The 18,445-nt window shown below is 68.9% G+C and carries 20 protein-coding genes and 1 pseudogene; 8 read left to right on the forward strand and 13 right to left on the reverse strand.

Going from position 1 to position 18,445, the window contains the following annotated elements; translation table 11 throughout:
* The coding region (locus BLV94_RS02665) for an Lsr2 dimerization domain-containing protein (protein WP_208613686.1) at positions 1-151 on the reverse strand (151 nt) is incomplete at its 3' end.
* A gap of 136 nt (positions 152-287) precedes the next feature.
* On the opposite strand from BLV94_RS02665, the gene BLV94_RS02670 reads away from it, so the two are divergent.
* Entirely contained in the window at positions 288-539 is a 252-nt protein-coding gene (locus BLV94_RS02670; protein WP_072950917.1) for a hypothetical protein, read from the forward strand.
* A 314-nt stretch (positions 540-853) separates the two neighbouring features.
* Here BLV94_RS02670 and BLV94_RS02675 read toward each other — a convergent pair whose 3' ends face one another.
* The 3 genes from BLV94_RS02675 to BLV94_RS51430 all read right to left on the reverse strand — a co-directional run bounded on the left by BLV94_RS02675 (position 854) and on the right by BLV94_RS51430 (position 2,008).
* Positions 854-1,213: a WhiB family transcriptional regulator gene (locus BLV94_RS02675; protein ID WP_072950941.1), complete on the reverse strand. Its 360-nt coding sequence runs from the start codon at positions 1,211-1,213 to the stop codon at positions 854-856.
* A gap of 300 nt (positions 1,214-1,513) precedes the next feature.
* A complete protein-coding gene (locus BLV94_RS02680) occupies positions 1,514-1,843 on the reverse strand; it encodes a hypothetical protein (protein WP_072951841.1) in 330 nt (109 codons plus the stop codon).
* A 30-nt stretch (positions 1,844-1,873) separates the two neighbouring features.
* Entirely contained in the window at positions 1,874-2,008 is a 135-nt protein-coding gene (locus BLV94_RS51430; protein ID WP_255315083.1) for a hypothetical protein, read from the reverse strand.
* Positions 2,009-2,653: 645 nt separating this feature from the next.
* On the opposite strand from BLV94_RS51430, the gene BLV94_RS02685 reads away from it, so the two are divergent.
* Positions 2,654-2,887, forward strand: a complete 234-nt coding sequence (locus BLV94_RS02685; RefSeq protein ID WP_074933538.1) for a hypothetical protein — start codon at positions 2,654-2,656, stop codon at positions 2,885-2,887.
* 193 nt (positions 2,888-3,080) lie between these two features.
* A complete protein-coding gene (locus BLV94_RS49870; RefSeq protein WP_074933541.1) occupies positions 3,081-3,575 on the forward strand; it encodes a hypothetical protein in 495 nt (164 codons plus the stop codon).
* Between the two features lie 784 nt (positions 3,576-4,359).
* Here the strand turns inward: BLV94_RS49870 and BLV94_RS02695 are convergent.
* Positions 4,360-5,067: a hypothetical protein gene (locus tag BLV94_RS02695; protein ID WP_072951735.1), complete on the reverse strand. Its 708-nt coding sequence runs from the start codon at positions 5,065-5,067 to the stop codon at positions 4,360-4,362.
* A gap of 266 nt (positions 5,068-5,333) precedes the next feature.
* Here BLV94_RS02695 and BLV94_RS51435 point away from each other — a divergent pair, with 266 nt between their 5' ends.
* From BLV94_RS51435 to BLV94_RS50315, 3 genes and pseudogenes are all read left to right on the forward strand, one after another.
* Complete coding sequence (locus tag BLV94_RS51435; protein ID WP_279635321.1) at positions 5,334-5,459, forward strand: hypothetical protein; 126 nt, start codon at positions 5,334-5,336, stop codon at positions 5,457-5,459.
* 8 nt (positions 5,460-5,467) lie between these two features.
* Complete coding sequence (locus BLV94_RS02700; RefSeq protein ID WP_244163435.1) at positions 5,468-6,937, forward strand: plasmid pRiA4b ORF-3 family protein; 1,470 nt, start codon at positions 5,468-5,470, stop codon at positions 6,935-6,937.
* Between the two features lie 70 nt (positions 6,938-7,007).
* A pseudogene (locus BLV94_RS50315) lies at positions 7,008-7,434 on the forward strand (DUF3109 family protein); the annotation flags it as partial.
* Positions 7,435-7,445: 11 nt separating this feature from the next.
* Here the strand turns inward: BLV94_RS50315 and BLV94_RS02710 are convergent.
* Together BLV94_RS02710 and BLV94_RS02715 are read right to left on the reverse strand one after the other, a co-directional pair.
* Positions 7,446-7,652, reverse strand: a complete 207-nt coding sequence (locus tag BLV94_RS02710) for a hypothetical protein (protein ID WP_143169048.1) — start codon at positions 7,650-7,652, stop codon at positions 7,446-7,448.
* Positions 7,653-8,118: 466 nt separating this feature from the next.
* Entirely contained in the window at positions 8,119-8,379 is a 261-nt protein-coding gene (locus BLV94_RS02715; protein ID WP_244163436.1) for an AAA family ATPase, read from the reverse strand.
* Between the two features lie 400 nt (positions 8,380-8,779).
* Here BLV94_RS02715 and BLV94_RS02720 point away from each other — a divergent pair, with 400 nt between their 5' ends.
* Together BLV94_RS02720 and BLV94_RS02725 are read left to right on the forward strand one after the other, a co-directional pair.
* Entirely contained in the window at positions 8,780-10,657 is a 1,878-nt protein-coding gene (locus BLV94_RS02720; protein WP_072948855.1) for an RNB domain-containing ribonuclease, read from the forward strand.
* A gap of 701 nt (positions 10,658-11,358) precedes the next feature.
* Positions 11,359-13,833 carry an SEC-C metal-binding domain-containing protein gene (locus BLV94_RS02725; protein WP_072948856.1) on the forward strand — a complete coding sequence of 825 codons (2,475 nt, stop codon included), beginning with the start codon at positions 11,359-11,361 and terminating at the stop codon, positions 13,831-13,833.
* Positions 13,834-14,246: 413 nt separating this feature from the next.
* Here the strand turns inward: BLV94_RS02725 and BLV94_RS02730 are convergent, their stop codons facing one another.
* From BLV94_RS02730 to BLV94_RS02755, 6 genes are all read right to left on the reverse strand, one after another.
* Positions 14,247-14,648 carry a hypothetical protein gene (locus BLV94_RS02730; protein ID WP_072948858.1) on the reverse strand — a complete coding sequence of 134 codons (402 nt, stop codon included), beginning with the start codon at positions 14,646-14,648 and terminating at the stop codon, positions 14,247-14,249.
* Between the two features lie 509 nt (positions 14,649-15,157).
* Positions 15,158-15,427 (reverse strand): WhiB family transcriptional regulator, encoded by a 270-nt coding sequence (locus BLV94_RS02735; protein ID WP_072948860.1) that lies wholly within the window; start codon positions 15,425-15,427, stop codon positions 15,158-15,160.
* A gap of 229 nt (positions 15,428-15,656) precedes the next feature.
* On the reverse strand, positions 15,657-16,382 hold the full coding sequence (locus tag BLV94_RS02740; protein WP_072948862.1) for a hypothetical protein: 726 nt from the start codon (positions 16,380-16,382) through the stop codon (positions 15,657-15,659).
* A complete protein-coding gene (locus BLV94_RS02745) occupies positions 16,379-17,248 on the reverse strand; it encodes an RAMP superfamily CRISPR-associated protein (protein ID WP_174705568.1) in 870 nt (289 codons plus the stop codon). Before BLV94_RS02745 ends, BLV94_RS02740 begins: the two co-directional genes overlap by 4 nt.
* Complete coding sequence (locus BLV94_RS02750; protein WP_072948866.1) at positions 17,245-17,661, reverse strand: hypothetical protein; 417 nt, start codon at positions 17,659-17,661, stop codon at positions 17,245-17,247. Before BLV94_RS02750 ends, BLV94_RS02745 begins: the two co-directional genes overlap by 4 nt.
* On the reverse strand, positions 17,658-18,335 hold the full coding sequence (locus BLV94_RS02755; RefSeq protein ID WP_072948868.1) for a hypothetical protein: 678 nt from the start codon (positions 18,333-18,335) through the stop codon (positions 17,658-17,660). Before BLV94_RS02755 ends, BLV94_RS02750 begins: the two co-directional genes overlap by 4 nt.
* Between the last annotated feature and the right edge of the window lie 110 nt (positions 18,336-18,445).

An 18,445-nucleotide genomic window follows, 5' to 3' on the forward strand; every position in this document is an offset into this window, starting at 1 on the left:
CTCGAACGTCTCGCGGCTCCCTGGCGTGCTCGTCCTTCAGGTCGATCACGTACTCGACGCCGTCGACGGCATAGTGGATGCTCTCGCCGTCGTCACCGAACACGGTGCCGTCGATGTCGTCGACCAGCTCCACCACGACCTTGCGTGCCACAGATCCACTCCTCGCGTTCTTCGTCGGTCCGGATCTGATGACAGTACTGGAAGTACCAGATAACCCCGCCGAGCTCAGCGGCCGACAGCGGGATCCGCCGAACCACCGGGCGTGCGCACCGGCCTAGCATCGTGCAATGACGACGATGAGGTCGCTACCGCTGAACGCGATCAGACTCGGCTACCGCATCGCGCGCCTTCCCCTGCGGCTGGCGGAGGACGTCACCGCGTCCGAACACATCGCAGCGTTCGCCTATCGGTGCGATCGTGTCGCCGCCCGGATCCTGCGGGACGAGAGTCTGTTGTTCGTCGACCCCGAGCACTCGGCGGTGGTCCGGCTGCACGACTACCGGGACCGACTGCGTGGTCGCAGCAACCCCACGCAGTAGACGAACACCGACCTCACCACGGGTGAGGACCGAGATGGGGTGCCGAACCGCCCTGCGTGGGGGTGGTGCCGGCCTGCCGAACATGATCGACGACGACGGCTACGGCGCGGCTCGAGGACGCATGGCAACAAACGGGTGCGACGGCAAGGCCGCCCCATCCAGCCGCGTGGAAGCCGACCACCACCGCCTCCGGTGATGTGCTTCCGGGGGCCGATCCAACACCCTACGCAGATGGTGGGTGCCTCCAGCAGGGCACGGGGGAGGCCGCCGGCGCGGGCGACCCTGGGTGCGTCCGAGGATCGGTGCCGCGTCCGCTACCGGGCGGATGCCCACTCGCGTTCGGCATCGCCGGATTCCGGTCGCCGCGGTGGCAGCGATCGGCGTTCGCCGCGGCGGCGGGCATGTCGCCTGCGCTCGGTTTCGGTCATCCCGCCCCAGGTTCCGTACGGTTCACCCGTCGCCAGGGCATGGTCACGGCACGCGGCGAGCACCGGGCAGTTATGGCAGATCTGCTGGGCCCGCATTTCGCGCCGGGCCCGGGCCTGGCCGCGTTCGGTGTCCGGGGAGAAGAACACCGACGAGTCGAGTCCGCGGCACGCGGCCCGCTCCTGCCACCCCACCCCGGCAGTCGGGGTCTGGTACGCCGGTAGCGGTGCGGTTCCTGCGGGTGACACTGCCGATTCCCTTTCCGTTTCTTCCGAGCCCGGGAATGGATCGCCGGGCCGGGGAGAACGGGCGTCAGGCCTTCATGTGGCCACGGGGTCCCGGTCACGCCGTGTCGATATAGGAAACCGGTCACCCTGTTTGCAGAGGTATACCGGAGCGTGTGGCCCCGGCGCCACTCGGTCGCATGTCCGACATCCCGGCCGGCCCAGGATTCCGACGCAGCGGTTCACCTGCACGTTCGGTGGCATTCGTGCGTTGTTCATTTCACACGGCAACCGATGGATCCGCCGGCGGCGCGACCTCAGAGTTCAGGAATGCCTCGGCAGCCCCAGCGCGGCGGCGTGCTCGCGCAAGTACTCGCGCAGGTACGGCATGGTGAAGTCGAGCATCCCGTGACCGACCGACGCGACCAGTTCGGCGTCGATCAGCCGCAACCGGTACTGGCTGGCATAGGTGCTGTCCACGCCGAGTCGGACGGCGATCTGGCCGATCCGGCTCGGGCCGTCGTCCTGCGACATCGCGACCAGGAAACTCCGGTCGACGTCGGAGATCCCCGCGAGGCTCGGCTCGAGGACCAACGATCCGATCCGGCGGCGGGCCGCGGCGACACCCGCGGTGACATCGCCGGTGGAGACCACCGCCGCGGTCCGGTTCTGCCGCCAAATGTGTTATCCGACAAGCTGAATCAGAACCGGATAACCGTTCGTGGCCTCCGCCGCGGTGCGGCAGTCGGCCTCGGCGATCGAGCGCTCGGTGCCCTCGATCGGCTCCCGGATGGCCTGCGCCACCTCGTCGAGGGGCACCGCACCCAGGGAATGTCGGTCGGCACGCCGCAGGAAGGTCAGGACGTCCCTTTTAGCTTTTTTAGCTTCTTTAGGGTTGGGTAGCGATCCGCTCCTCGACCCCCTCGCAGCCCGAGTGTCCTGGCTCAATGAAGGGCGAAGACTCAGCGCGTCGCGCACGAGTGGCGCACTACGCCCACCTGGTCCGATGACACGTCCCCCGCACCGGGCCCGTCCCCGTGAACTCTCACGAAAGCCCCCGACGAGGGCAGAAGCCACGGATCCGTCACCGCTCGCCGGCCCGCGGTTCGCCACCGCCGATCAGTGCCGTCGTCGGCGACGCCGGCAGATATGAGACTGCACGCCCAGCGCACTCCGCCGCACCGTCGGTGCAACTACCGATGCACGAACCTCCGGACGCGCAGGACTGCAGCGGCTGCGTGCAACCGGTCCGCCGACGGTTGGACCGTCCGCCCCCCGGGGGGAGGGTCCGTTGTCCGCGGTTGACCTGAGGTGCCTCCCACCGTGTGCAGTCGACCACGGCGTTCACCGCGACATGCCGACGGCGATATTGCATTAGCACTCCACCATAGAGAGTGCTAAATTTTCTGCACCCGATACCGGGACCCGCACGAACCAGCAACGCCCAGAAAGGATCCGCACCCCGTGACCGCCATCCCCGGCCCGCATTTGCGCACCACCCAGCCCGCCACTGGCCGCGACGAGGCTGCGCCGACCGATATGGCGCTGCTCGAGTCCTGGGAATCGGGTATCGCCGTGATCATCGGCCTGGCCTTGCTGACGACCCTGGTGTGCACCGCCCTCGGATTGTTTCCGCTGGCCCTTTTCGCGCTCGTCGCGGTCGCCGGCGTCGCCGGTCTGGTCACCGCCGCCCTCTGATCCGGCCGGCATGCCCCACCCGCTACCCGGGGAGCGGACAGATACGCTCGCCGGGCGGCAGCACGCTTGTGGTGGATATGCACCCCGATCTTCCGTTACCGGCCTGCAGGTTGTGGCCTCAAATTACTTTCTGGGAGTGGGACTCTCAGGAAATTCACAGGCACCGCGGGGCCGGGTGATGCGACGATGAAGCATGCGCCGCCATCGTTGGCCGGCCCTCGCGCCGCCCACCACCGGAGGGATCGTCGTGCACGCGGGCATGCCGATCGCGGCGGAAAAGGATCTCGCCCTCGAGTTGTCCGCGGCGACCGCATTCGCGTCCGGGCTGGGGCTGCGGTTGACACTGTGCGTCACCGGTGTCCGCGCCGACTTCGCGCGCTACGAAACCCGGCCCCTGACCGACCCCGGGGACTGGACGGCGCAATGGTCCTACCTGGCCGTGCACCTCGGCGCCGACGACCTCGCCGGGTTCGCCGACCCGTTCCACCCGACACCCGATTCCGGGCAGGACGGATCCGGGCCGTATCGCACCACACCGCAGTACTGGATCGGCACCTACCCGACCACCAAGTCACTGACCATCACCACCAGCTGGCCGCAAGTCGGACTCCACCCCACCTCGGTCACCCTCACGCTCGGACCCAGCCCCTTCCCCACCACCGCGTTCGGGTCCGATGCCCGTCGATGACAGGTGCACCAATCCGGTTCGACGAGATGAACGTCCTCGCCGCCGGTGACATCCGCCGAGCAGCTCCACCGTCACCGACAACCACGTTCGTACTATCCCCCGAGGATGACAAGCGGGCCGCGGCGCCGCCCGGACACAGCCCGCAAACGCAGACAGCGCGCCGGACACCGATAGCCGACCGCACACATCTTTAGAACGGTTGGCGGTGACGTGGCGAATCCGCCACCGTTCCGAGATTCCGCGTTGCCTCTGGCAGATCGACATGCTCGGCCAGTGCGTTGACGATCAGCTCGACACGCGGTGGGCCGACCGCCCCGTGTAGCCATTCGCGACCGGTTTGGATCTGGAGGCAGGTCCGAGAGACACGCCACCACAACCGAATCCGTTCTCGGCATGCACGTTCGGCACCGCCACACTCGAAAAGTGGGTGCCGGCGTCGATAGCACACATGGAGGACCGGGGTCGAGTCGACCGGGCCGGGCCGGATCGGTTATCCGGCCGGGGCCGCGTGCCAGGCCAGCCGAACGGATCCGCGGCGACAGCGCCGAATGCGTCGCCGTCCGGCTCGTCCTCGAAACAACCGTAGGGGACACCGCCCGCGGTGCAGCCGACAACGAACATCGACCCGCTCGTCCACCATGATCCAACCGAACACCGATGCCGGCCCGCCTGTGATGTCCGGTTGGTCGTGGCGGTTGCCGTTGTCGTGCCGGCGTGGGCTGCGGCTCGGCTCACGGCCCATGGAGTCGGGCGTTCCCCTCGGTATCAGGTGTGTTCGTGGCGGTCACATCGGTCCCACGGCCACCGAGACGTGGAAGTTCCCTGCCCCCACGGATCGCTCGAGGGTCGCAATGACGGCAGCCGGATTGTCGTAGGGCCCGTTGAGGTAGAACGGCTGACCGTCCCTACCGAACTCGATCCGACCCGGCCCGTCCCACTCACCCAGAAACGCGGCGGCATCCTCATCGAAGGCGCCGGCGGGCTCGAAACCGAGCCCGCGCGCATACGCCGCCGCCCCGAGGATCAGTTCGCGGCCGAGTTCGATCGGAATCTCCACCGCAGGACGGTCGAACGCCGCATAGTAGGTGCGGACGGCGGTGGGGATCCTGCCCGCGTCCATGGTTTCGGGGTCACGGGCGTTCTTCACCCCCAGGCAGTGCACATCGGCCAGGTACCCTCGCACGGTCGCCCGACCACGCCGTCCCTCCCGTGCCACCAGCACCTGCGCGAAGCCTTCGGCCTCACCGGCGGGAGCGTCCAGTTCCGCCCACTCCGGATGCCCGTCGAGGCCCAGCCCGACACTCCAGCCACAATTGACCCAGCACCCCAGCACCCGCCCCAAGCCTCGGGACACGTCGGCCTCGGCGGCGATTCGTCGCACCACCGGCGTCACCACCGACGGCCGCACACCCAGCGCACGCGCGATCACCTTCGGCGGGACACCCTGCTCCCATCGCCGCCGCACCTGCTCGACCAACTCCGCATCGTCCATGGCACCCCATTCTGCTTCACCGATCGACAGGCTCCCGCGTCTGCACACATCCGCACATGTCGGGCCAGGTGAAGGTCCGTGGATACCGTTCGGCGGCATCCAGCATATCGGCGCCACCGACTGGTCACCCGTCTCGCCGTGGGAATCCTCCACCACGGATACTCACGCGAAATCAAGCAACATCCACTGGCGAAGTCCGGCCCCACAGCAGGTTCAACGAAGCCCGACCTGCCACTTCAGATTCCTCACCGCAGGGTGCGGAAGACGTGCCTGCTCGAGTCCTGGATCTGCGCGGTGCCGATCGGGACAGGACGAGCCCGCACACCGAGTATCGCGGCGGCGGGCGCTGGTTCGTGGAGCGGCGGGGCATGCCGGTTCTCGTCGATGGTTGACTGATCTCGTGCCGACCTCAGACGACGTACGACGGCTCGCCGAGCAGCTCATGGCCGAGTTGTCCCCGCAGCAGCAACAGGCGTTCTTGGGCGCGATCGGGGCGGATCGTTCGATCGCATTGATCGAGAATGCGCTGCGAACCCCCGAGCCCACGGTCGGTGCTGCCCCGACCCGCATCCGCGGCTTTCGGGTCCGGCTCGACCTGATCGGCGCCAAACCGCCGGTGTGGCGGCGGCTCGAGCTGCCCGGCGACCTCACCCTCGACCGGCTACACATGGTGATCCAGGCGGCGATGGGGTGGTTCGACGGCCACCTGCACCGGTTCCGCACGGGTGGTGATCCCCGGTCGCCGTACTTCGTCACACCGTTCGACGTCGAGGAGGGCGAGGACGGCGTGCTCGAAAACGGCGTCCGGCTCGATCAGGTGCTGACCGGCACCGGTGACCGCCTCTGGTACCAATACGACTTCGGTGACGGCTGGGACCACGTGCTCGCGGTGGAAGCGATCCTCGACGAGCCGCCCGCCGAGGTGCGCTGCACCGGCGGTCGGATGGCCTGCCCGCCCGAGGATTGCGGTGGGATCTGGGGTTACACGGAGCTGGCGGCGTGGGTGCGCGGCGGATGCGACCCGTCGTCCGTCCCGCCCCCGTTCGAGGACGCCGGCCACGCCCGCGACTGGCTACCGCTCGACTGGCACCCCGACCTGTTCGACGTCGACGAGGCCAACACCGCCCTCGCGGCGACGGTGGCCGCGCCGCTCCGGGTGGCCGGGGAACTGGCCGCGCTGGTCGAGCAACTGGAGCGGGGCGGCAACCGGGCACTCACGCAGCTGCTGGCACGGTCGGCGTCCCACACCGCGGTCGAGGTGACCGAGGCCGACGCCGCCCGCCTGACCGAGCCGTACGTCACACTGCTTGACCTGATCGGTGACGGGGTGCGGCTGACCAGCGCCGGCTACCTTCCACCGGCACTGGTCGAGCAGCTCGCCGAGCGGACCGGCGTCACCGATTGGTGGATCGGCAAGGCGAACCGCGAAGACCTCACGTGGCCGGTCGCGCAACTCCGCGACAGCGCGCGAGCGCTCGGCCTGGTGAGTGTGCGCAAGGGCCGGCTGGCGCCGACCGCGCTCGCCCGCCGGAGCGGTAACCAGCCACTGGCGCTGTGGCAACACATCCTGTCCCGACTGCCGGTGAGCAGGACCGAGTTCGACCGCCAGGCGGGCTGGCTGGCACTCGCCGTCGTCGCCAGCGGCATCCCGGCCGAGGAATGGACCCGCGAGATCCGCAACCTGCTGCTCGGCCTCGGCTGGCGCACGAAGGGCAGTCCGACCCTCGGAACCGCTGCCGTCGCCAGCCCCACGCTCGACGTCCTCGAACTTCTCTCCGGGAAGACACGCGGCACGATCACCGGCACGGATCCCGCCGTTGCCGCCACCGCCCTCGCCGTGACCGGCCCCGACCCCAGCGACGCGACCTGACCGATCCCCTCGCCGCGCCGTACGTCCGCATCTCCTCATGGTGGGGAACCAGCAGGGCGCCGACCCGGGACGTCCCGATGTGTGCTGGCAGCTTCCGATCCGCCGCCCCCAGGAATGGGTCGAACGCCCGACGGCGAACAGGTCCTCAGGACCACCATCACCGAGTGCGACCGCCGCGGCTGGGGCGAAGGGGCGCCGACCCGGACAGGTACTGCTCCGGCTCCCCGGACGCATACGTGGGGACCAAGGCCGTCTGGCAGTCGTTTGCATCCGAGCTCACCGAATTGCCGGGCAAGGCCGCGTACGGCGAACTCGCGAAGCTCTGCACACGCCGGGCCGGGCCGGGAATGCACACGCATTCTCGGCCGGATCGGATTCACCTGCAGCCGCCCGGCGGTCGAAGACCTGGCACACCCGGCGACCCCGCTCCGGGGAGGATGTGGATAGCACACGCCACCATCACCTCATCCCTGCCCGATCTCCTTCACCACATCTGACAAGGCCGACGTCAGCCCCCCAGGTGTTGCGAGTCCGTCGAACCGACGGCACGAAACGCGCGGGACGCCTTCAACCCCTTTCGCACCACCCAGAGGTGAAAAATCGCCACGCCAACCGACACCGCCGCGAAGACCATCGCCAGAAACCACCACCACGCGGCAAACACGAGATAGAGCACCGCACAGGCACCGGCGGCGGCAATGAACCCCCACTGCACACGGTTCAGCGTGCGAGCCATTTCTGTGGCACGAGTCGTCTCCGCAAGATAAAAGTCCTGGCTGAGTGAATGAATGTCGATCTCCCGTCCTCAACTGATCCGACACCGGTGGCAACCGTCCACGGCGACCGGGGACACAGTGTCCGCGTCCTTCGCCGCTACCACCTGCCATCGCGCACCGTCAGCGTAGAGGTCGTCACCGACACTGCGCGATGTCCGCACACCCCAGCCACCGTGGGCGTGGCTGCGCGCCGCGACCCCACCACTGGCAACGGGTCGTTGGCGGCCAGTTACCGGCGGACACCACTATGAAACCCGATCCCGTCTCGCCGTTGCCGCTCCGATCCTTGGTGCCCGACACAGATCGAGGGCGCTCCGGCCACTGTCCGGGTGCAGCGGCTGCCCGTGCTGCCCAGGTGCACCCATTGCCGTGAAACTGTTTCGCGCAGTGGTCCTCCGGCCACGCTCACCGCCGGGCCGCAGCGCGCTGCGCCTCCGGCAGCGGGTAGGTGCCCTCGAACGGGATGTCCCACTCGTCGTCGGCGAGCACACCCCGCCGAGCGTCGTCCCGGCTGCCCGTGGCGTACGCGTTCACCGGCTGGTCGCTTTCGGTGGGTACATGCCCGTGGGTGTAGTTCCAGTGCGCTCCGGAACGCCCCTTGATGGGGACCGCGTCCCTTCTTCGGCCCCGGCTGTGTGCCGACGCGCAGCGGGTGGGCCGCTCCACGTAATCACAGGCCCCGTGCGGGCTGGCGGTGTGACCGTTCGCGGACGGGGCCTCAGACGACCATGTCCGTGGGCTCGGAGACGTCACCGTCGAGCAGGACATCCCACGAGACCGGGGGACCTGGATTGCGGGCATCGTCATGTTCGGCCAGATGACGGGCTCGGAGTCCTCATCGTGACCGCTCGTGCTGCCCCGCGAGAATCACCGCCAAGGCCGTCCACATCGTCGGCCGGGGTAGCGACACCCCACCAGTGCTGACCGCACACCAGTCCATGGGGACCTCGCACGAGAAACGCCGCCTGTGCCTGGGGTTGGCCCGGGCGTCGTGTGTCGGCGACCCCGCAGGGACAGCAGCGGGTTATCGTCGAAGACCTGTAGTGAATCAAGGGGGCAAGCGACCATGGCATCACCGACCACGACCGACCTGTCGACACTGCTGATGATCGACTCCGCGACTGCGCGGGACCGCGACGACGCCTTCGCCGTCACCCCCCTCACCGGCGGCCGCGGGTGGACGGTCGAGATTCACATCGCCGGCGTCGCCGACGTCGTCGACCTGGGGTCGGTCGCCGACGAACAGTCGTTCCTACGAGCCGAGACCCGATACCTGCCGGGCCGCACCATCCCAATGCTCGGCGACACCGCCGAACAGGCCGCCACCCTGACCACCGAAACCGCGCGCACCAGCCTTCAGGTCACCGGCACCCTCACCCCCGACGGCCGACTGGCCGATGTCACCGTCGGGCGCGGACAGATCCCGTCGGGACGGTGCGCGGCCGTCGACCACGCGCAGGTGCCCGGCACCCTGACCGACCCGGCACATCCCTTGCACGCCCAGTTGGCGGCGGCGGATGCGGCCGCGCAGGCCCTGCTCGGCGCCCGCCGCAACTGCGGTGCCCTCGCGTTCTACGACCTCACCCGCGGATGGGCGACCAACGAGGACGGGGCCATCGTGCCGATCGCCGCCGAACTGCGCACCGTCGCCTACGTCATCGTCCAAGAACTGATGATCGCCACCAACGAAGCCGTCGCCCTCTGGTGTGTGGAGCAGGGGTTGCCGATTCTGTTTCGCAACCACCGACCCAACCCGGTCGCCGGCCCCGCCGACGAGCTGATGACCGAGATCGCCGCCGCATCCGGGGACCCGGACCTGTTCGCGAAACTCCGCGGACGGCTGCTGTCGACGCTGCGGGCCGCGACGTACGATCCGACGGTCCACGGACATTCCGGTCTTCGCCTCAGCGCCTATACCCATGTCACCTCCCCGCTGCGCCGGGTGGCCGACCTGATCAACCAGCGGATCATCCTCGCCCACCTCGACCACTCCCCCACCCCCTACACCCCGAATCAGTTGGCCGCCCTGGGCGCCGACCTGAACCGGCGCACCCGCCAGTCTCGGGAGGCGAAGAAGAACCACTTCAAGCACGCCGACCACCGCATCGTCACCCAAGAGGCGGCACGCGATCTCACCGCGCTCGATGCCCGCACCTTCCACAAGGTCCTCAAAACCGCAGCCACCGCACCACTTCGCGACGAGATCGCCGCCGAACTCGCCCGCCGCGTCGACGCCGACCTGCTGACCGCCCCGGACGTCGCGGTCCTGATCGACGCCGCCGACCCCACCTGGCGCCCGATCCAACTCCGCGTCCTCGACACCCTCGCCGACACCCACCCGGAGATGGGGCCGAGTGTGGTGTCGGTGTGGCGGCAAACCCACCCCGATCAACCCCCCACCGACCTCGAGACCCGGCAGAGCGGCGCCGACCACCACCCGCTGTTCGCCGCCCGCGCCACCCACCGCAGCATTCGCGGACCCTGGACCACCGCGGCGGCGAAGAAGCCGGCCGAACAGGCCGCCCTCTGGGCGGCACTGCGGGCGCAGCTGACCGGCACCGACCACCCCGACACCGAACCGGACTGGCCCATCACCGAGCCGTCCACGCAACCCACGACTCCCCCACCGGCGCCACAGGATTCCGGGCCCGCCAAGTCCGTCGAACCGCATCGGAAGACCACGCCGGCCGCACTGAATCTGGACGGGGCAAAGAAGTCCAAGGCACTATCCAACCCGACCGCCTGGTTGATGAGCCTGGCCCAGAACAACCATCAGGACCCACCCGAGTGGGAGATTCGCACCGACGGTCCCGCGCACGCACCCCGCTTCACCGCCACCGTGCACCTCGCCGGCCACACCGCCACCGCCGACGCCACCACGAAAACCGCGGCGAAGACCGCATCCGCGGCCGCGCTCATCGAGGCACTCTTCGCCCGGCAGTGACGGCGCCGCGCGGTCTTGTGTGTACCGCGTCAACACCAGTCGGGCGCCGAGGCCACTGAACCGCGCCGTCAGTCTCAGGCGGGTGGCCGCCGGAGGCGCCTGAGGCGCGCCGACCGAAACGAGGACGGCACTCTCGTGCCCGCCCAGAGAAGAGCGACGTCGATCGGTCGGAGCATCGACATCCCGACGCTCTTCGGTCCGAGAACAGCATGCGCAGGAACCCCACGTCGCGGTTCGGGTCAGAGCAGGTCCCCGGGCAGCCGGTCCAGACCGAGCGCGGATGCGCGATTTCCGCCGAGGTGTCAGGGGAGTGTCCGCGCCGCGGCGTTGCGGTGCCGATGACGACCGACCGGCATCTCCGACATCGGCGCTACCGGCCTGATCGAGTGTCTTTGAACCCGATTCAGTACCGCTTCTTGTGCCCCGCTCCCCACTCATCGACAACCTACTTATCCGATGTGAACTGCGACTATGCTGCCACTCCCCCACTCCCCACCAGAATCGCCGGGCCGTGGGAATGTACGTTCCGATTCGGCGACGGACACGAGTGTCGGTTCTCAGCCGATCTGGCGCGCTTCTTCACACATGTGGCGGAGGCGTCTCATCTGTGGTGCCGGAACCGCAGCCCGCGTGTTGCACCGCGCCGACGCCGAGCCCGCTGCTTCCGACGAGACGGCGGGCGCCTGGCATACCATCGCCCGGTGACCGATCCGACAGATCCCACCGTCGAAGCCGCCATGGCCCTGCTCCGCGAGCACGGCCCCCTCCATCCCGACGAATGGGCGCGGTTGCTGGTCGCCGAGGGGCACGGCTATCTCGCCGACATGGAGGAACTCACCGAGTACATCGACCACCCCCGGCTCGGCTACCTCGCGGACGGTCGCAGCGCAGCCCTCGACACACTGCTGTCCGGGCGCGTGCTCACCCACCGGCTCACCGCCGTGGAAATCTCCACCGGCATCCTCGACGCCCACCCGGACCTGACACCGCTGCTGCCGTTCGACGACCACGACCCGGCAGCAGGCGGGCTGCACACCATCTTCCGGGACCTCGACGACGACGTCTTCGACGAACGCGGCGTCCGCGATCCCGACTGGCCCGCGGACGCGGCGCTACTGCTCGAACCGGATGCGCTCGCCGAATTCCGGCCCGGCGACCTGGTCGCGCTCGCCCTCGTCGACGGCGTAATGCGGCTCACCGCCGCGGCAGTTCCGCTCGCACCAGCACCCGACCTCACCGGCGCGCTGGCCGACCTGGTGCCGCACGAGGGCCCCGGTCCGCTGGACGACATTCTCTGGCAGCTGATGGCCGACGACCCGGCCCTGCTGACGGCGCCGACCCTGCCGCTTGGCGATCTGATCACCGCCGCCGGATACGTGTGCGACGGCGACGTCATCGCAACCGCAGGTTTCGACTTCGCCGCCCACCGCGGGGCCTCGCACGCCGCGGCGGTCGCGGCGGCGCACCACCTCACCGACGACGAGACGGACGCGGTCACGGCCTTCACGGCCCTGATCAGGGTGATCGAGCACACCCCCGACGACGACCGAGAACGCGCCATCGACACGCTCGTGGCCAACTCAGGTGACCGGTTCGGCGGGCTCGCCTCGCCGAACGCGGCCCGCGCCGCGTTCGGCGAGGCGTACGCCACCTGCGGCGCCGGCACCGACACCCTGCACGCCGCTGCCGCGGTGCTCCGCGACCGCGGCCCCCGCCGGATCGCCCCGACCGCGCACTGGCTGGCGGGCAAGGCGGCCGAACTCGACGGACGGACCACCGACGCCGAGCGGCACTACGAGCGGGCGGTGTCGGTGGACCCGAACTGGGACGAGGCACTCGAGGCCCTGGCCCGTTTCGCGTCCGATCGCGGTGACGCGGTGCGGGCGATCGGGCTGCTCGACCGAATCCCGGGCGGGGATCGCGAACCGATGTACGAGCTGCTCCAGATGTTTCGTCCCGTCGACCGGCCGGACCTGGGACGCAACGATCGGTGCTGGTGCGGGTCCGGACGCAAGTACAAGGTATGCCACCTCGGCAAGGCCGAGCACCCGCTCGCGCAGCGGGCGCCGTGGCTGTACCAGAAGGCAGCGTCTTTTGCGCAGGGCATCGCGTGGCGACCGCTGCTGCTCTCGCTCGCCCAGATCCGGTCCTCCCACGACGACGATCCGTTCGCGCTGCTACACGCGCTCGATGACCCGCTGATCGTGGATGTGGTGCTGTTCGAGTGCGGCGCGTTCGAGCGGTTCGTGACCGAGCGCGGCGCGCTGCTGCCCGCCGACGAACTGCTCCTCGCGCAGCAGTGGCTGCTCGCCGACCGGTCGGTGCACGAGGTCGAGGTAGTGCGCCGGGGCGAGGGGCTGACGCTGCGCGACGTGCGCACCGGCGACCGCCAGCAGGTCACCGATCCGGCCGCCAGCACACAACTTCGGGTCGGTGACTTCTTCTCCGCCCGAGTCGTTCCCGCCGGGACCACAATGCAGATCTTCGGGGGCATCGAACCGATCGCGCCCGCCCAGCGTGGTCAGCTGATCGAGTTGCTCGACTCCGATGCCACAGACCCCGCCGAACTCGTCGAGTTCCTCAGCGCCCGCCTCGCGCCGACGCGACTGGTCACCACCGACGGGCACCCGATGATCGCGTGCCGGGCCGTGTTCGAGGTGGCCGACACCGCCGGGATCCGGCGCAAGCTCAGCCGCCGCTTCGGCGCCGCCGACAACGACCGGTGGACCTGGACCGAGCACGACAGCGTCCTCGGCATGCTGAACCTATCGCCCCACACCGAACCCTGGATCCTCGAGATCGAGACAATGAACGAGCCACGGTTCACCTCGCTTATCGACGCCGTCGGCGCCGCCGATCCCGGGGCGCGACTCCGTGAGCAGACCCGGACACCGGCCGCGGAGCTGATGGCACAGATGCAGGACAAGGGTGTTCGCCCACACCAACCCGACCCCGCCGATCCCGAGATCGCTGCCGTGCTCGCCGAGCACATCCGCCGATACGAGCAGCAGTGGCTCGACGAAGCAATCCCCGCCCTCGGCGGTCACACCCCGCGCGCTTGCGCCGCCGACCCCACCCGCCGCGACGAGCTGATCCGGCTGCTCGACGCCTTCCCACAACAGGAGCAGCCCGGGGCGATGAGCGCACGCCGACTGCGGGAGGCCTTGGAGCTTTAGAACTTCCGGCTGCCGCCAACACCGCCCGATCGGCGGCTACTGCAACCCTGCAGCGCTCCGCACCGACGGCACCGACATCACAGGGACCCGCGGCCCGAAAATCACGCCCACCGGCATCGGCGCCTGGATTGGTCACCTCAGTAGGCCCCCGTTCGGCCACTGATCGTCACAAATTCCGGCCCCGGCCGAGGTGGCCGGCACGGGGTGTATCGACGCGCGGTGCCAGAAGGTGCCTACGACAGTCCCTCGACATCGCGTGACATCGTGGTTCGCCCACCCCGTCCCGTCACCGACGGTGAATCGCACCACGACCGCGGTGGCCGAGGCGCTCCGGGCACGACGCCATACGACACCGGGAAGAAGCCCGTCATCTCACCCGGCTCGGGCTCCGCCACCAACCCATAAGGCCCGCTTCAGCTCTCCGGGCGTTTCGAGTCCGCCCCATCGAGTGCGTGGAACGCTCGGGACGCCTTCCTCGACTGCCTCACATACCGGAGATGAACCGTCGCCGAGGCAAGTGTCCCCACCGCGAAGACGATCGCCAGAAGCCACCACCACGCACCGAACACCACATGAAGCCCCACACAGGCGCACGCGGCGGCGAGAAACGCCCACTGCACCCGCAGCACCGTCCGCGCCTTCTCGTTGGCGCGGGCCATCTCGGAAAGATAAAAATCCTTGCTCCGCAAATGAATGTCGACCTCCCGTTCACAATCGGTCCGGCCACCATGGAGGCGGTCCGCACCGGCGTGGAAAAGGCTGCCGTCACCCACCGCGACCTCCGTCGTCGAACACGCCCCCAGCGTAAGCGGCATGACCGACAGTGTGCGGTGCCGACCCCTCTGACCACGGCCGTCGATGGCTGTGTGCCGCGACGAGCACTGGGCACACATCCACCGATCGCCGCAGCCCCAACTACCACCACACGGGGAGCAGGGCACCTCGCTGACTCACACGCCCCACGCATCTGCACTCGTGCGTCGTCACGCATGGTGACCCGCCTGCCGCCACGCAACACTTCACGCACCTGAACCCGCACAGCTTCACGCACATCGACGCGCAGCATTTCACATACGCCGTCACGCATACATCGAGTGGTCAGGGAAACGGGTGTCTGTTCCAGCAACCTGGCTGTGACATACCAGGTTTCCGTCGAACGCGACCGGTAAACGCCCACCGCCGGCGCACGGCGGCGACGCTGATCAGACCGAAATGACAGCAGGTCAGCCGGGGTAAACACTGGGGCACCAAGCGAGGTGGATCTCTTTGGTGCGTCGCCGTCCTTCGGCGTGGCTGGTGTGTGCGAAGTCCACGGCCACGGCGGTCACCGGTGTCGCTTCGGGTAATGCTTGCGCCGCTCGGCCGCGGTCAGCCCACCCCAGATCCCGAACCGCTCATCATGGGCGAGCGCCTCGGCGAGGCAGGCGTCACGGACTTCGCATCCAGAGCACACCCGCTTCGCCGGGCGGCCGTTCTCCCCCGTCTCCGGGAAGAACGCTTCCGGATCGGTCACCCGGCACAGCGCGAAGTCTCGCCACTGCGGAGCGTCCAAGGCCATCCTGGGCCGTGTGTCGGTATCGGTCATCTCGCTCATCTCCCTTGTCCCAGATGGGTGTTTCGGTGGGGCGGACGGTATCCCCTGACCTGGACTACGCGACTCGACGTCGCATCACGGCCGTCACGCCGTGATCGATGTCCTCCGTCACGGCCATTCGTGTCCTCTCCGAAGCGGCCTTATCCCGTCATGAGGAGGAAGATCCGAGATCGATGAGTTGAGTGACCTCGAGCGGAGAACATGCACCGAACCGGTACGCACACAACACTCATCGAGGTAGGTGGAGTTGCCTCATTCGGGTCGGGTGCATGTACGGCGGCCGCAGACCGGCCAACCCGAAGCCGGCCGATTCCGGTTCCAAGCGATCCGGCACGCAGGCCGGTGGTGTGGTGCGCCCGAGGGTGCCATCGCTATGCAGGTGCGCCGACGCCCACCGGTCGGCGGCGGGGCAGTGTTCGAACTCCCACCGCAGAACCCGGCCCTCACCATGGGCCCGCTTCTTCCCGATGACATCCAGGCCACCCAGGATCGTGGCGACGGCGTCGAGATCGCCGACTCCGCGCCAGGTGACCGTGCGAGTGCTGGTGATCATCAGGGGCATGTAGCGAGCCCGGTAGCGGCCCTGCCGATCCGAGGTCACCGCCGGCAGCGTATGACTGAGTTGCTCGAGCCCGCGGTGATCGGCCCGCGACCCCCAGTGCCGCACCACGGGATCACCGGCCGGGTCCTCGGGGAACGAGCACGTCGCACACCAATGCCAGTCCTCGCCGGCGAGCTCGCACCGCGCCAGTGGCAGCTCGAGGTCCGGCGGGGCGCTCTCGGGTGTCAGCGCCGGCACATACTCGCCTCGGCCCCATGCCGCGGCCTTGTGATCGGCCCACAGTTCGGCGGCGAGGATCCCGTCGAGACTGATTCCCCACGGCGTCGCGTGCGCCAGTCCCGACGACAGGTGCGCCCGCACCAGGAACGGTGCCATCTCCTCGGTGCCGGTCATGTCAGCCAGCACAATGCGTCGATGACCTCATCGCGCAGTGGTTCGAGTTCGACACGCCAGTCCACTGACTGCGGGTCCGGGCCGGCCAACACCACCCGATCCGATTCGGCGCGGACCCGTCCGTGACCTATCGCGCTGCGCCCTCCGAGGAATCCGTCACGCGCGAATCTGCCCCACACCTCGGTGAAGAACGAGATTTCGAGTTCGGTGGCCCGGTCCAGCCGCAAGAAGGTTTCGAAACGGGTTCCCGCGGGCAGTGTTTCGACCTCGAATCGCATCAGCATCGACGAGCCGGCGGCTGTACCGGCTCCGCCCCCCGCGGAGGGTTCGGGGAACGTCCGGGTGTCGGTGTCGTCGAATCGGCTGTAGCTCTCCAGGGAGACCAACTCGAACTGACTCATCAACCGGCCGTCATACGCCCGGGTCATGATCGTCTCGGTCTCACGCACCCGCGGGATGACCTTGCCCACCTTCAGGGCGCCATCGATCGGTGGCTGGCCTCCGCCGTTGCCGCCGAACACCCCGATCGGGGGAACCAGCTCCCGCAGTCGCTGCCGCCGGCGCCCGGTCAGACCGTCGCCGGTGACCTTCGTCAGAGAGCCGCCGTTGCGTAGCGCGTGCGCGGCCGAGAGCGGGATCTGCCCTTCGTAGCCGATGAGATCGCGGAACAGCTCCTCGGCGATCCTGCGCAACCCGCCGCGCAGGGAGTTCCCGGACACGATCGGCACCAGCACCGGCTTGCCGTCCGGCTGGATCACCGGCTCGCGCCGGAATAGTGTCGTCGTCGTTCCGGAGTCCTCCCCCTTCTGGGAGATCGAGGACAGCGCGGTCAGCTCGACATCCCAGCGCAGGGTCGACCTCATCATCTTTTCCTTCCCGCAGTGCGAGCGGCGGCCACGGCTTCGGCGACGATCCGTGTGCGCAGCACGTACGACGTGGGACGCTCACGCAGCAACGTCAGCACCGGCTCGGACTCCTCACGCAGCAACGTCGCCAGCTCCAGCCGTTGGTCGGTGTTCGTCGGTTCCGATTCGAGGGACCGTGAGACCACCGACCACCACCGGTCGAGATCGCCGCCACCGATATAGGTGGCGACCCGAACCCGGTTCGGCAGGTGCTGGGTCCAGTACGTTTCCCGCCGCCGGCCGACCCATCCCGAATCCCAGTCGATCCCGTAGTGCAGCAACAGCAGCAGGCGTTCAGCCGTTGCCGCCGGACCGTCGAGCGGCGGCAGCCCCGCCGGTGCGGCCGCGAGCCATCGACCGGTCGGGCTGGTCATGTCGCTGCCTTCGCACTCGCCGACACGGTGGCGCGCAGCGCGAGCTCCCACCACTGCCCGATCTGGCGGTACGGGGCGAGACGGTCCCAGTCCGCGAAGACCGCCGGCCACCGCCGGGGGGCGACCTGGGCGAGCGCCGAATACGGGGCCGCGGGCTCGGCGAGCATGCGGGCACCGAACCCCAGCGCCCGCAGGCGGCGCATCGCTGTCACCGCCGCCACGTCACGCGCAGTCCAGGGCAGGGACGTGTCCTCGACAGCAATCCCGCCCCACCGCGCGTGCGGCAGGATGTGCTTTCGGCCGGGCCGCAAGGGCACCACCACGGCGGTGTCCGGCTCGAGGGGCCGCGACAAGATCCGTTCGAGATCCGCCGCGGTCACTGCCCTCATTGCTGGTCGTGTGGTGACCACATGCATGCGTCTGCGCAGATCCGGGTGCTGGTAGGCCCAGGCGCAGGACGTGCACAGCCCACCCTCCGCGGGCGCTTTCCAGCAGTCGTAACCCGTGAACGTTCGGGAGACCACCTTGGTCACCGCCTCCACCGGCACCGGAGACACCGCGCATCTTCCGCACCGGCCCACCCTCGCGGGCTCGGCTGCCGCGCGCGTCGTCGTCGACGCGAATGCCGCCGCGACGACGTCCTGCCGGAAGGCCACCTCGCACAGTTTCCCCACACCACACTCCTCACATGCCCAGGCGACTCCAAACCGCCCCTACGACTGGAGGAAGATCCACCGGGCGGACACTGTGTGACAGAAGCTGCGAGATCTCGAGACCGACCGGA

Origin of the sequence: Rhodococcus koreensis (assembly GCF_900105905.1) — a bacterium.
In the GTDB taxonomy this organism is placed as follows: Bacteria; Actinomycetota; Actinomycetes; order Mycobacteriales; family Mycobacteriaceae; genus Rhodococcus_F; species Rhodococcus_F koreensis.

Coding starts and splice junctions, on each gene's coding strand:
- BLV94_RS02695 (WP_072951735.1), bottom strand. CDS start 5,067: ATGGACGATGCGGAGTTGGTCGAGCAGGTGCGGCGGCGATGGGAGCAG.
- BLV94_RS02745 (WP_174705568.1), bottom strand. CDS start 17,248: ATGATGAGGTCGACCCTGCGCTGGGATGTCGAGCTGACCGCGCTGTCC.
- BLV94_RS02720 (WP_072948855.1), top strand. CDS start 8,780: ATGGCATCACCGACCACGACCGACCTGTCGACACTGCTGATGATCGAC.
- BLV94_RS02750 (WP_072948866.1), bottom strand. CDS start 17,661: ATGACCAGCCCGACCGGTCGATGGCTCGCGGCCGCACCGGCGGGGCTG.
- BLV94_RS02730 (WP_072948858.1), bottom strand. CDS start 14,648: ATGCCGCTTACGCTGGGGGCGTGTTCGACGACGGAGGTCGCGGTGGGT.
- BLV94_RS49870 (WP_074933541.1), top strand. CDS start 3,081: ATGCGCCGCCATCGTTGGCCGGCCCTCGCGCCGCCCACCACCGGAGGG.
- BLV94_RS02740 (WP_072948862.1), bottom strand. CDS start 16,382: ATGACCGGCACCGAGGAGATGGCACCGTTCCTGGTGCGGGCGCACCTG.
- BLV94_RS02670 (WP_072950917.1), top strand. CDS start 288: ATGACGACGATGAGGTCGCTACCGCTGAACGCGATCAGACTCGGCTAC.
- BLV94_RS02735 (WP_072948860.1), bottom strand. CDS start 15,427: ATGAGCGAGATGACCGATACCGACACACGGCCCAGGATGGCCTTGGAC.